Genomic DNA, 12730 nt, shown 5'->3' with positions numbered 1-12730 from the left:
CGTCGTTTCACCGACGGGGAATTTCGCGATGGTCGAACGTTCCACTTGAATGGAGGCGTCCGGGGTTCTAACTCGGACGTAGTCGAGCGGGGCCGCGTTCGGCTTCGCACTCGAACAGAATGAGGAGACCCCGATGCCGCTCGTTTCCATGCGCCAGTTGCTCGACCACGCCGCAGAGAACGGCTACGGCCTGCCGGCCTTCAACGTCAACAACCTCGAGCAGGTTCGTGCCGTCATGGAGGCGGCCCGCGAGACCCGGAGCCCGGTCATTCTCCAGGGCTCGGCCGGCGCGCGCAAATATGCCGGCGAGCAGTTCCTGCGCCACCTGATCCAGGCCGCCGTCGAGGCCTATCCCGAGATCCCGGTCGTCATGCATCAGGATCACGGCGCCTCCCCCGCGATCTGCCAGGCGGCGATCCGTTCGGGCTTCACCTCGGTGATGATGGACGGTTCGCTCCAGGCCGACGGCAAGACCGTCGCCACCTACGAATACAACGTCGAGACCACCCGCACGGTGGTCGACTTCGCCCACTCGATCGGCGTGTCGGTCGAAGGCGAACTCGGCGTTCTGGGTTCGCTCGAGACGATGAAGGGCGACAAGGAGGACGGGCACGGCGCCGAGGGCACCATGACCCGCGAGCAGCTCCTGACCGACCCGGATCAGGCCGCCGACTTCGTCAAGCGGACCCAGGTCGACGCTCTGGCGATCGCCATCGGCACGTCGCACGGCGCCTACAAGTTCTCCAAGAAGCCGACCGGCGACATCCTCGCCATCGACCGCATCAAGGAGATCAACGCCCGCATCCCGAACACCCATCTGGTGATGCACGGTTCGTCCTCGGTTCCCCAGGAACTGCTCGAGGAGATCCGCAAGTACGGCGGCGACATGAAGGAGACCTACGGCGTTCCGGTCGAGGAGATCGTCGAGGGCATCAAGTACGGCGTGCGCAAGGTCAACATCGACACCGACCTGCGTCTGGCCATGACCGCCGCCGTGCGGCGCGTCTTCGCCACCAAGCCGGGCGAGTTCGACCCGCGCAAGTACAACGCCGAAGCCCAGAAGGCCGCCTCGGCGGTCTGCAAGGCGCGCTACGAGGCCTTCGGCGCCGCCGGTCAGGCCGACAAGATCAAGCCGGCCCCGCTCGAGGACATCGCCGCCGCCTATGCCTCGGGCAAGCTGGCGCAGATCGTCAAGTGATCGGGTCGGCGCCCCGGCAGCGGGGCGCCCCCTGAACGACATTCGCCGCCGGGCAGACCCGGCGCGACCTTCGAGGAGACGGGCGTGGGATCAACCCGCGCCGCCCGGGAGAGGCGCCGCCGCGGAGCGATCCGCGGCGGCGTTGTTTTTCGGCGGATCGTCGGAAGAGAGCGCGGCGAGAACGAAGGGCGGCGTCACGCCACCGAGCGACGATGGCGGCCGAGCTGGTCGAGGGTGGCGCGGGCGTTCTCGCGATCGAGCTTGCGATAGGCCTCGCGTTCCCACTTCACCTGGGTGGCGGAGAACCGCAGCCGGCGGCGGCGCAGCTCGATCAGGCGTTCGAAGGCGGCTTCGGCGATGGCGAGGCCGCCGGCGAGCAGCGCGATGCCGTCGACGTCGGCGCGCACCAGGACGCGCAGAACGCCGCTCTCGTCGATGTCGGCCATGGTGCCGAGGAAGCGGGCGAGATCGGCATGGCGATCGGCGTCGGCGAGTTCGACCACCACCGCATCGACGGAGCGGGTGCCGCGCCGGACGTTTTCGACCAGCACGGCGACGCCGAGGTCCGCATCCCGGGGCTTCGCGGCGGCAGCCTCTTCCTCGACGGGAGCCGGGACGTCGCCGACGGTATGGACGGGATGGAGATCACCGTGAGCCGACAGGCCGCGGCTGCGCGGTCGAACCTCACCGACGGCGCGCTCCATCATCCGGCGCAGGACGCGCAGGAGGGCGTCGCGCAGGTCGTCGCGAGCGTTGAGCGCGTTGCGCAGGACGGGGTCGCTCTCGGAGCGCAGATGCAGCGCGTGGATGTCGTCGTCGGAGAACTCGGCGCCGCGATTGGCGCCGAGCCGGCGCAGCACCTCGCCGTCGCCGAGGCGCACCAGCACGCGGGAGAGCCGACGCGACACCACCCGGCGCACCGCGATGGCGGCACGATGGTCGTTGCCGCAGCGGGTGGCGAGGTCGATCAGATCGTCGTCGAGAAAGCCGACGGCGCGCGCCAGCACCGGCTCGGCCACCGCGATGTCGTCGACGGCGAGCCGCATCAGGAGGTCGTGCGGGAAGTGTTCGAGATCGGCGGCGATCTGCGACAGGCGCTCGCGATCGGCCTGTGGCACGTGCTCGATCAGGTCACGGACGATGTCGAAGAAGATGTCGCGTTCGCGCGAAGCATGGCCGACGTCGCCCAGCACCAGACCGGTCAGGAGCGTCAGCAGACGCCCACGCGCGGCCGAACTGCGGTCGCGCGCGATGTCGAAGAGCCGGTCGGCTTCGATGTCCATGTCGTCGTCCGCCCCGTCGCGGTGGCGCCGCGTTCAAACACTATCGTCACGTCATAGTCGGCACGGAGCCTTAAGAGACCGTTCGCGAAATCGGAACGATCCGCCGGATCGCCCAGAAAGATATCGAATCTGGACGAATCCGTCACCGTCGACGGCACCGCGCCGTTGCAGGGGCGACACAGGCGCCCCTAAACTCGCCCGCCTCCGTCGGAACACGCATCCCGAGACCGGTCTACGGCTTGCCCCGTACCGTCCGGTTCGGCCAATATGAGGTCGACCGGGGCGGGCAGCCTCCCCGATTGCTTTTTCATTCGGCATACATGAGGGCGGCATGAGCAGGTCTATGCTTGTGGCGGCGGCTGTTGCGATCGGGACCCTGTCCCTGTCCATCCCGGCCGGCGCGGAATTCAATCCGGCGGTCCAGACGCGTTACGACGCGCTCGGCAACATCGTCGAAGGTCCGGGTGCGACGAGCTATTCGTCCGCCGCCCCCAACTACACGCCCATCCCGCGCGAGGTCGTCTCGTTCGACGGTGGCTACGCGGCCGGCACGATCGTCGTGAAGACCTCCGAGCGTCGTCTCTATCTCGTGCTCGGCGACGGCAAGGCGCTGAAGTACGGCATCGGCGTCGGTCGTCCGGGCTTCGCCTGGGGCGGCACCCACTCGGTGACCCGCAAGGCCGAATGGCCGGGTTGGACCCCGCCTCCGGAAATGCGCCGCCGCCAGCCGCACCTGCCCGCCTACATGGCCGGTGGCCCGGAGAACCCGCTCGGCGCCCGCGCCATGTACATCGGCTCGACCTACTACCGCATCCATGGCTCGAACGAGCCGTGGACCATCGGTCAGGCCGTGTCCTCGGGCTGCTTCCGCATGACCAACGACGACGTCACCGACCTCTACGAGCGCGTCAAGGTCGGCGCTCGCGTGGTCGTGATCAACTGATCCGACGATCCGTCGCGACATTCGAGAAGCCGGCGAGCGATCGCCGGCTTCTTTCGTTTCGAGGCTCCCGGGCCGTCGCGGCGCGGCCTCTGCGGTCGCGCGGGCCTCAGCGGTCGCGCGTGAGACCCGCGGCCTCGAGCTCGGCGAGATAGTCCGCCCACAGCATCTCGCCGTCGCGGCCGAACTCGGCGAGGTGGGCCCAGGTGTAGATGCCGGAGGAGTGCAGATCGTCGAAGGTCAGGCGGACGGCGTAGTTGCCGACCTCCTCGATGCCGATGATCTCGACCTTGCGCTTGCCGGCGACGAGCTTGCGCTCGGACGGGGAATGGCCCTGGACCTCGGCCGAGGGACTCATGACGCGGAGCATCTCGGCGGAGAGTTCGTGGCGGCGACCGTCCTCGAAGGCGACGATCAGGGTGCGGCGATCCTTGGTCAGGCGCAGTTCGGTCGGCCAGTCGGCGGCTTCGCTCATCACTCGGTTTCTCCCTTCGGATGTCTCTGCCCAATAGAACGTCCACTGGTCTGCGGCAAGCGGCGGGTTGACGGCGGCGTCGCGCGCCATATGGTCCGTCTGCGGAGAGACATTCGAGGAAAGCGCATGAACGTGATCGATCAGACGGCAACCGGGCGCGAGACGCTGGTGGACCCGTTCGGGAGAACGATCCGCTATCTGCGCGTCTCCGTCACCGACCGCTGCGACTTCCGCTGCCACTACTGCATGTCGGAAGACATGACCTTCCTGCCCAAGCGCGACGTCCTCAGCCTCGAGGAACTGTCGCGGCTGTGCCGGATCTTCGTGAACCTCGGCACCCGCAAGATCCGCCTGACCGGCGGCGAACCGCTGGTGCGGAAGGGAATCACCAACCTGATCGCCGACATCGGCCGGCATCTTTCGACCGGCGAACTCGACGAGCTGACGCTGACCACCAACGGCTCGCAGCTCGCCGCCAAGGCGCGCGAGCTGGTCGACCACGGCATCCGCCGGATCAACGTCTCGCTCGACACGCTCGATCCGGACAAGTTCCGCGCCATCACCCGCTGGGGCGAAATCGGACCGGTGCTCGCCGGCATCGACGCGGCGCTGGCGGCAGGGCTGAAGATCAAGATCAACACCGTCGCGGTGAAGGACTTCAACGAGGACGAATACGAGCGCCTCGTCGCCTTCGCCCACGAGCGCGGCATGGAGATGACGCTGATCGAGACCATGCCGCTCGGCGAGATCGGCGGCGAGCGGGCCGATCAGTATCTGCCGCTGTCGGTGGTGCGCGAGCGGCTCGAGCGGCGCTGGACGCTGACCGACGTCGACCGGTCGACCGGCGGGCCGGCGCGTTACGTGCGGGTCGAGGAGACCGGCGGCCTCGTCGGCTTCATCACGCCGATGACGCACAATTTCTGTGAGAGCTGCAACCGCGTCCGCCTGACCTGCACCGGCACGCTCTACATGTGCCTCGGCCAGGACGACAGCGTCGACCTGCGCTCGGTGCTGCGCGCCTCGCCGGACGACGACGCGCCGCTGATCGAGGCGGTGCGCGGCGCGGTCGCCCGCAAACCGAAGGGCCACGACTTCGTCATCGACCGGGCCATCGGCGATTCCGTGCTGCACCGGCACATGAACACGACCGGCGGCTGAGACGGCGGCGCCCCGAAACGGGGCGTCGGGGCCGTTCTTCGTTCGCAGGCCATCTGCGGAGTTCGCCTGGCGCACATCACGCCGCGCGGCATGCAGGGCGGATTCCCTCGCGCGGCGTGGCAGGCCACCCTGCGAAAGGCTATCAGCAGTCTTCCGCAGCCCGCGAGCCCCCGCCGAGGCCCCATGCCCCATCTGCGCGACAACCGTCGCGGCATCGTTTCCATGGCGATCGCCATGTCGGCCTTCAACCTGTCGGACGCGCTGACCAAGATCGCGACGCAGACGCTGCCGCTCGGCGAGACCATCTTCGTGCGCGGGCTCTTCGCCACCGCGGCGGTGGCGCTCTTCGTGCTGCGCGACGGGTCGTGGAGGCGGGTGCGGGACCTCTTCGACGCGCGGATGGGGCTGCGTCTCGTCGGCGAGCTCGGGGCGACGCTGTTCTATCTGATGGCGCTGGTCCACGTGGCGCTGCCCAACGTCTCGGCTGTGTTCCAGGCGACGCCGCTCGCCATGACGATCGGCGCGGCGGTGTTCCTCGGCGAGACGGTCGGGGCGCGGCGCTGGATCGCCATCGCCATCGGCTTCCTCGGGGTGACGATCATCGTCAGACCAGGCCTCGCCGGGTTCGAGCCGAACTCGATCTGGGTCCTCGTGTCGGTCGCCTTCGTGGTGGTGCGCGACATCTCCACCGCGCGGCTCGGCACCAGCCTGCCGACCTCCCTGGTGACGCTGACGACGGCGGTCGCGGTGTCGCTGCTCGGCCTAACGCTGATTCCCTTCGAGACCGCCGTCTCCAACGTCACGGTCTGGTCCTGGCCGACGCCCGGGCAACTGGCGCTGCTCGCCGTCACCGCGGGGGCGCTGATCACCGGATATTCCATGTTGATCCGGGCGACACAGCTCTCCGAGACCTCGGCGATCGCGCCCTATCGCTACACGCTGCTGGTCTGGGCGATGATCTGGGGCCTGCTGCTCTTCGGCGACTTCCCCGATCCGGCGACGCTGGTCGGCGGCGCGATCGTGGTGGGAACCGGGCTCTACTCCTTCGCCCAGGAGAGGCGCGCCCGCGGAACGGCGTGACGGTCCTCGCCGGTCGATGCCGCAATGCGGCAAAAAGCGGGGCCTCGCCGTCTTGACGAAGGCGCGCCGGCACCCGACATGAGAGCGACCCCGCCGGAGACCGTGATGCCCGAGACGACCGCCGCCCGCTCGACCGTGAGCTACTTTCTCTGGGCCTTCGCGGTCACCGCCTTCGGGCTGGCGCTGGGGGCATGGCTCGGGTGGCGCACCACCGGCACGCTCTCCGGTGCCGCGACGCTGTTCTTCATCTGCGCGGTGCTGGCGGTCCTCGAGATCTCGCTCTCCTTCGACAACGCCATCGTCAACGCCAACAAGCTGAAGTCCATGACGCCGATCTGGCGCCGACGCTTCCTCACCTGGGGCATCGTCATCGCCGTCTTCGGCATGCGGATCGTCTTCCCGCTCGCCATCGTGGCCGCCGCCGCCCACATCGGGCCGCTCGAGGCCCTGCGGCTGGCAGCCGCGCGGCCGGAGGAATACGCCCGCATCATGACCGACGCCCATCTGCCGATCGCCGCCTTCGGCGGCACGTTCCTGATGATGGTGGGGCTGACCTATTTCTTCGACCAGGAGAAGGACGTCCACTGGATCGTCGGCCTCGAGCGGAACATGGCGCGCTTCGCCACGGTCGAGGGCATCGAGATCGCGGTCGTGCTCGCCTTCCTGCTCGGCTTCTCCGAGCTGCTCGACCCGGCCGCCCAGCCGGTGTTCCTGCGGGCCGGGCTCTACGGGCTCCTGACCTTCCTCGCCGTCGAAGTGCTCGGCGGCCTGATCGACGCGACGCAGCGCACGCTCGGCGAGGCGGCCAAGGGCGGGCTCGGCGCCTTCCTCTATCTCGAGGTGCTCGACGCCTCGTTCTCCTTCGACGGCGTCATCGGCGCCTTCGCGCTCAGCCAGAACCTCTTCGTCATCGCCATCGGCCTCGGCATCGGCGCCATGTACGTGCGCTCGCTCACCATCATGCTGGTCGATCGCGGCACGCTGACCGCCTACCGCTACCTCGAGCACGGTGCCTTCTACTCGGTCTTCGTACTCGCCGTGGTGATGTTCGCGCAGGTGTTGATCCACATCCCCGAGGTGGTCACCGGGCTCGGTGGCGCGGCGCTGATCGGCCTGTCGCTGATCTCCTCGATCCGCCACAACCGAAGGGTCGATGCAGGGCAGATTCCCGCCGACGATTGAGCGTCCGGCCGTTTTTCGCGGCCCTCCCGCATCACGAACGATCGTTCTTTTTTCGAGACCTTGTCCAAAGGCTAGGACTCCGTCCAACGCCTTGCTATAGGTGGCAGGGATCCGAAACGGGCCTGCCACCGGGGAGAACGCGCGAGCGTCGGAGCAAGGCTCGAAGGACGAGGGAGGACGTCTCTTTGAACGCACTCATTGCCTTTTCGCGCAAGGTCGACCAAGCGACCGCCGCGCTCGGACGCTGGGCCGCCTGGCTCATCGTCGCCGCCGTGCTGGTCTCCACGGTCAACGCGATCATCCGCAAGATCTTCGACGCATCGTCCAACACCTGGCTCGAGCTGCAATGGGTGCTGTTCGGTGCCGTCTTCCTGCTCTGCGCCTCGTGGACGCTGCAGGCCAACGAACACATCCGCATCGACATCGTGAACTCGACCCTGTCGAAGACGACCCGCAACGTCATCGAACTGGTCGGCCACATCTTCTTCCTGCTGCCGATGGTCGGCATCTTCCTCTACACCGGCGTCCCGTTCTTCCTGCGCTCCTGGCGGATCAACGAGCAGTCGTTCTCGGCCGGCGGGCTGCCGCAGTATCCGGCCAAGGCGCTGATCGTCCTCGGCTTCGCGGTGCTGCTGGTGCAGGCGATCTCGGAACTGATCAAGCGGGTCGCCGTGATGCGCGGCCTGATCGAGGACGCCCACGCGGCCGGCGGCCATCACGCCTCGGCCGAGGCGGAAGCCGAACGTCTGCTCGCCCTCGCCGAGGCCGAAAAGGCCGCGGCGAAGCACTGATCTCGCCCGCAGCGTCGATCGCTTCCTGCGATCCGCTCAACGCGCACTCTCATTTCGGACGGGACACATGGCCGAGTTCATCGCGCACAACATCGCCCCGATCATGTTCGCATCCCTCGTGATCTTCCTGCTGCTGGGCTACCCGGTGGCCTTCGCGCTGGCGGGATGCGGACTGTTCTTCTTCGTCGTCGGCGTGGAGCTCGCTCCGCTGTCGCACGGCACCATCCATCTCGACTGGGTCCTGCTGCAGACGCTGCCGGAACGCGTCTACGGCGTCATGAACAACGACGTCCTGCTGGCGATCCCCTTCTTCACCTTCATGGGCCTGGTGCTCGAACGCTCCGGCATGGCCGAGGACCTGCTCGACACCATCGGCCAGCTGTTCGGCACGGTGCGCGGCGGCCTCGCCTATGCCGTCATCTTCGTCGGCGCACTGCTCGCCGCCACCACCGGCGTCGTCGCGGCCTCGGTGATCTCGATGGGCCTGATCTCGCTGCCGATCATGCTGCGCTACGGCTACGACCGGCGGCTCGCCTCGGGCGTCATCGCCGCCTCCGGCACGCTCGCCCAGATCATCCCGCCGTCGCTGGTGCTGATCGTCATGGCCGACCAGCTCGGGGCCGACGTCGGTTCGATGTACGAGGGCGCCTTCGTGCCGGGCCTCGTGCTGTCGGCGCTCTACGCCGTCTACGTCTTCATCGTCACCGTGATCTACCCGAAGGCGGCGCCGGGCCTGCCGGCCGACGCGATCGCCTTCCGCGAGGACAATCCGCGCTCGGCGGCGATCCTCGCCCGCACCAACGCGCTGTTCATCCTCGCCGGCCTCGCCGCCGCGACGGTGGGCTTCGCGCCGGCGATCCGGGACTCGATCGTCGGCGGCTTCACGCACGGCATCTCGGGCGTGCTCGGCTCGCTGGTGTTGCTCGCCATCGTGCTGGTGCTCGCCTGGTTCGCGATCCGCGTCGCCCTCGTCCTCAAGTCGGGCGACGAGAACCGCGGCCTGCTGTCGCTCGCCTTCCTGGTGATCGTCTCGGGCATCGTCGGCTGGTGGACCATCCGGCGGAGCGGCATCGACGGCGGAGCGGACTTCGTCATCCTGTCGATGTCGGTGGCGGTCGCCTTCTCCTTCGCGATCGCCGTGGTCAACTGGATCTGCGACCGCTTCCTCGGCTTCCGCTTCCTGTCACGGATCGCACAGCAGACGACCTTCGTCATGGTGCCGCCGCTGGCGCTGATCTTCCTGGTGCTCGGCACCATCTTCATCGGCGTCGCGACGCCGACCGAAGGCGGCGCCATGGGCGCCTCGGGCGCCATGCTGCTCGCCGCGGTCAAGCGCTACATCGACAAGGACCCGGGCCGCTTCAACTTCCAGATCGTGCGGCAGGCGGCGGAATCGACCGCCAAGCTCTCCGCCTTCGTGGTCTTCATCCTGATCGGCGCCCGCGTCTTCTCGCTGACCTTCTACGGCGTCAACGGCCACGTCTGGGTCGAGGAACTGCTGTCGTCGCTGCCGGGCGGCCTCTACGGCTTCCTGATCGTCGTCAATCTGGCGGTGTTCCTGCTGGCCTTCTTCCTCGACTTCTTCGAGCTGGCCTTCATCATCATCCCGCTGCTGAAGCCGGCGGCGGAGAAGATCTTCACCACCGACCCGACCGCGCTCGCCATCGCCGCCCAGTTCGGCCTGGCGACGCCGGAGGACATCACCAAGACGATGATCATCTGGTTCGGCGTCATGCTCGGCGTGAACATGCAGACCTCGTTCATGCACCCGCCCTTCGGCTTCGCCCTGTTCTTCCTGCGCTCGGTCGCGCCGCGCAACAGCTACAAGGACAAGGTGACGGGCAAGACCATGGAGCCGGTCAAGACCAGCCAGATCTACTGGGGCGCCGTGCCCTTCGTGTTCATCCAGCTGGTCATGGTGACGCTGGTCATGACCACCCCCGGTCTGGTGATCTCGGCCAAGCCGCAGGTGAACGCCGCCGATCAGGCGAAGGCGCTGCAGCAGCTCGACAACATCCCCTCGATCGACATCCCGGGCCTCGACCTCGGCGGCCCGCCGAAGTTCTGATCCCACGAGGGTCGGCCAAATCGAAAGGCCCCGGCGATCGCTCGCCGGGGCCTTTCTCGTTTCTCGCCTCTGGTATCACGAACGGCGCGAGCGGATCATGAAGGCGTCGTAGCCGAACTCGGCGATCTGCCACCACAGATACTCGTCGTTGCGGAAGGCCATGACGGCGTCGTGCATCTTGCGGAAGGCCTCGTTTTCCTTCGAGATCTCGGCATAGAGCTCCTGCGAGGCCTTGAGGGAGGCTTCCATCACGTCGTTGGGGAAGGGATGGAGCTGGGCGCCGGCCTGGGCGAGACGCTTCAGCGCCGCCGGGTTGCGGGCGTCGTACTTGGCCTGCATGTCGACGTTGGCCATCGCCGCGGCCGAGGTGACGATCGCCTGATAGTTCTTCGGCAGTTCGGCCCACTTGGCCTTGTTGATGAAGAACTGCAGCGAGGCGCCGCCTTCCCACCAGCCCGGATAGTAGTAGTGCGGCGCGACCTTGTAGAAGCCGAGTTTCTCGTCGTCGTAGGGGCCGACCCATTCGGCGGCGTCGATCGTGCCCTTCTCCAGGCTCGGATAGATGTCGCCGCCGGCGATCTGCTGCGGCACGGCGCCGAGCTTGGTGATGACGCGACCGGCGAGACCGCCGATGCGCATCTTGAGGCCGCTCATGTCGGCGACGGTCTTGATCTCCTTGCGGAACCAGCCGCCCATCTGGGTGCCGGTGTTGCCGCCGGGCAGGCCGTGGATCTGGTAGCGGCCGTAGAACTCGTTGAGCAGGTCCATGCCGCCGCCGTGGTAGAACCAGGCGTTCAGCTGGCGGGCGTTGAGACCGAAGGGCACCGCCGTGCCGAAGGCGAAGGTCGGGTCCTTGCCGACGTAGTAGTAGGGCGCGGTGTGGCACATCTCGACGGTGCCGGCGGTCACCGCATCGGCGGCCTGGAGGCCGGGGACCAGCTCGCCGGCGGCGAAGACCTGGATCTGGAAGTTGCCGTCGGTCGCCTCCGAGATCGCCTTGGAGAGAACTTCGGCGGCGCCGTAGATCGTGTCCAGCGACTTGGGGAAGCTCGAGGTCAGACGCCAGCTCACCTTGGGCTGGGTCTGGGCGATGGCCGGGGCGGCCAGGGTGGTCGCCGCGGCCGCGGCGGTGCCGATCGAAGCGGATTTCAGGAATTTCCGGCGTTCCATGTCGCATCTCCTCCCAGAGATCACGCGTCGCCGGCATCTTCGGCCGGTCGACGCCTCCGCCCCTCTCGCAGGCGGCCCCTCGCCGGCCCGGGCAGCGGCGGGGCGCCGTGCCGAAGTCGCGGAGAGGTATGCGTCTTACGCTACTCTGCCATTCCGAAAATGCCAGTCCTTTTCACCCGTCTCCCGCCGGAAGAAGCCTCCGAGGCAGCGGTCGCGACAAAGAAAAGGGCCCGGTGGAGAACCACCGGGCCCGATGCTCGCGAGAGCCGTCGATCAGCCGCGACGCGCGCGGATCATGAAGGCGTCGTAGCCGAACTCGGCCACCTGCCACCACAGATACTCGTCGTTGCGGAAGGCGATGACGGCGTCGTGGATCTTCTTGAACCACTCGTTCTCCTTGCCGATCTCGGCATAGAGCTCGAGGGCGGCCTTGTAGCAGGCGTCCATGACTTCCGCCGGGAAGGGATGGAGCTGCGCGCCGGCCTGGACGAGGCGCTTCAGCGCCGCCGGGTTGCGGGCATCGTACTTGGCCTGCATGTCGACGTTCACGTAGCCGGCGGCCGCGGTCAGGATCGCCTGGTAGTTCTTCGGCAGCTCGGCCCACTTGGCCTTGTTGATGAAGAAGTGCAGCGCGGCGCCGCCTTCCCACCAGCCCGGATAGTAGTAGTGCGGCGCCACCTTGTAGAAGCCGAGCTTCTCGTCGTCGTAGGGACCGACCCACTCGGCACCGTCGATGGTGCCCTTTTCCAGCGCCGGATAGATGTCGCCGCCGGCGATCATCTGCGGCACCGCACCGAGCTTGGCCAGCACGCGGCCGGCGATGCCGCCCATGCGCATCTTGAGGCCGTTGATGTCGGCGACGGTCTTGATCTCCTTGCGGAACCAGCCGCCCATCTGGGTGCCGGTGTTGCCGCCGGGCATGCCGATGAAGTTGTACTTGTCGTAGAACGAGTTCAGCAGCTCGTTGCCGCCGGCATGGTAGAACCAGGCGTTGAGCTGACGGGCGTTGAGGCCGAAGGGCGCGGCGGTGCCCCAGCAGAAGGTCGGGTCCTTGCCGACGTAGTAGTAGGAACAGGTGTGGCACATCTCGAGCGTGCCGTTGGTCACCGCGTCGGCGGCCTGCAGGCCCGGGACCAGCTCGCCGGCGGCGAAGACCTGGATCTGGAAGTTGCCGTCGGTCGCTTCGGAGACGGCCTTGGCGAGCACTTCGGCGCCGCCGTAGATCGTGTCGAGCGACTTCGGGAAGCTCGACGTCAGACGCCAATTCACCTTGGGCTGGGTCTGCGCGATCGCCGGAGCGGCGAGCGTGGTGGCGGCAGCGGCGGCGGTGCCGACGCTCGCAGCCTCGAGAAACTGACGGCGCTTCATGAATGGCTCTCCTCGTA

At 67.6% G+C, this 12730-nt stretch carries 11 protein-coding genes; 7 read left to right on the top strand and 4 right to left on the bottom strand.

The genetic code is table 11. From position 1 onward, the window contains the following. The first annotated feature begins 133 nt into the window (after positions 1–133). On the top strand, positions 134–1198 hold the full coding sequence (fba, locus tag ACT541_RS07975) for a class II fructose-bisphosphate aldolase (protein ID WP_476135692.1): 1065 nt from the start codon (positions 134–136) through the stop codon (positions 1196–1198). Between the two features lie 194 nt (positions 1199–1392). Here the strand turns inward: fba and ACT541_RS07970 are convergent, their stop codons facing one another. After that, positions 1393–2481, bottom strand: coding sequence for a DUF2336 domain-containing protein (locus tag ACT541_RS07970; protein WP_476135691.1), 1089 nt, complete (start codon positions 2479–2481; stop codon positions 1393–1395). Positions 2482–2812: 331 nt separating this feature from the next. On the opposite strand from ACT541_RS07970, the gene ACT541_RS07965 reads away from it, so the two are divergent. Then, entirely contained in the window at positions 2813–3424 is a 612-nt protein-coding gene (locus tag ACT541_RS07965) for a L,D-transpeptidase (RefSeq protein ID WP_476135689.1), read from the top strand. A 106-nt stretch (positions 3425–3530) separates the two neighbouring features. Here ACT541_RS07965 and ACT541_RS07960 read toward each other — a convergent pair whose 3' ends face one another. Next, the gene (locus tag ACT541_RS07960) at positions 3531–3896 is read right to left on the bottom strand and encodes a gamma-butyrobetaine hydroxylase family protein (RefSeq protein WP_476135687.1); all 366 of its coding nucleotides are present in this window, start codon (positions 3894–3896) and stop codon (positions 3531–3533) included. A gap of 126 nt (positions 3897–4022) precedes the next feature. Here ACT541_RS07960 and moaA point away from each other — a divergent pair, with 126 nt between their 5' ends. From moaA to ACT541_RS07935, 5 genes are all read left to right on the top strand, one after another. Continuing rightward, positions 4023–5054, top strand: coding sequence for a GTP 3',8-cyclase MoaA (gene moaA, locus ACT541_RS07955; protein ID WP_476135685.1), 1032 nt, complete (start codon positions 4023–4025; stop codon positions 5052–5054). A 183-nt stretch (positions 5055–5237) separates the two neighbouring features. Beyond that, complete coding sequence (locus ACT541_RS07950; RefSeq protein ID WP_476135683.1) at positions 5238–6134, top strand: DMT family transporter; 897 nt, start codon at positions 5238–5240, stop codon at positions 6132–6134. Between the two features lie 105 nt (positions 6135–6239). Beyond that, positions 6240–7316 carry a DUF475 domain-containing protein gene (locus ACT541_RS07945; RefSeq protein WP_476135681.1) on the top strand — a complete coding sequence of 359 codons (1077 nt, stop codon included), beginning with the start codon at positions 6240–6242 and terminating at the stop codon, positions 7314–7316. Between the two features lie 185 nt (positions 7317–7501). Further along, entirely contained in the window at positions 7502–8107 is a 606-nt protein-coding gene (locus ACT541_RS07940) for a TRAP transporter small permease subunit (protein ID WP_476135679.1), read from the top strand. Positions 8108–8174: 67 nt separating this feature from the next. After that, a complete protein-coding gene (locus tag ACT541_RS07935) occupies positions 8175–10175 on the top strand; it encodes a TRAP transporter large permease (protein WP_476135677.1) in 2001 nt (666 codons plus the stop codon). Between the two features lie 75 nt (positions 10176–10250). On the opposite strand, the gene ACT541_RS07930 is transcribed toward ACT541_RS07935, so the two are convergent. Together ACT541_RS07930 and ACT541_RS07925 are read right to left on the bottom strand one after the other, a co-directional pair. Beyond that, positions 10251–11345: a TRAP transporter substrate-binding protein gene (locus ACT541_RS07930; protein WP_476135675.1), complete on the bottom strand. Its 1095-nt coding sequence runs from the start codon at positions 11343–11345 to the stop codon at positions 10251–10253. A gap of 273 nt (positions 11346–11618) precedes the next feature. Continuing rightward, positions 11619–12713 (bottom strand): TRAP transporter substrate-binding protein, encoded by a 1095-nt coding sequence (locus tag ACT541_RS07925; protein WP_476135674.1) that lies wholly within the window; start codon positions 12711–12713, stop codon positions 11619–11621. Positions 12714–12730 lie beyond the last annotated feature (17 nt).

This window comes from Pinisolibacter sp. DMC100 (genome assembly GCF_056313705.1).
The sequence above is the reverse complement of the archived record's forward strand: the minus strand, read 5'-3'. Positions and strand labels throughout refer to the sequence as shown.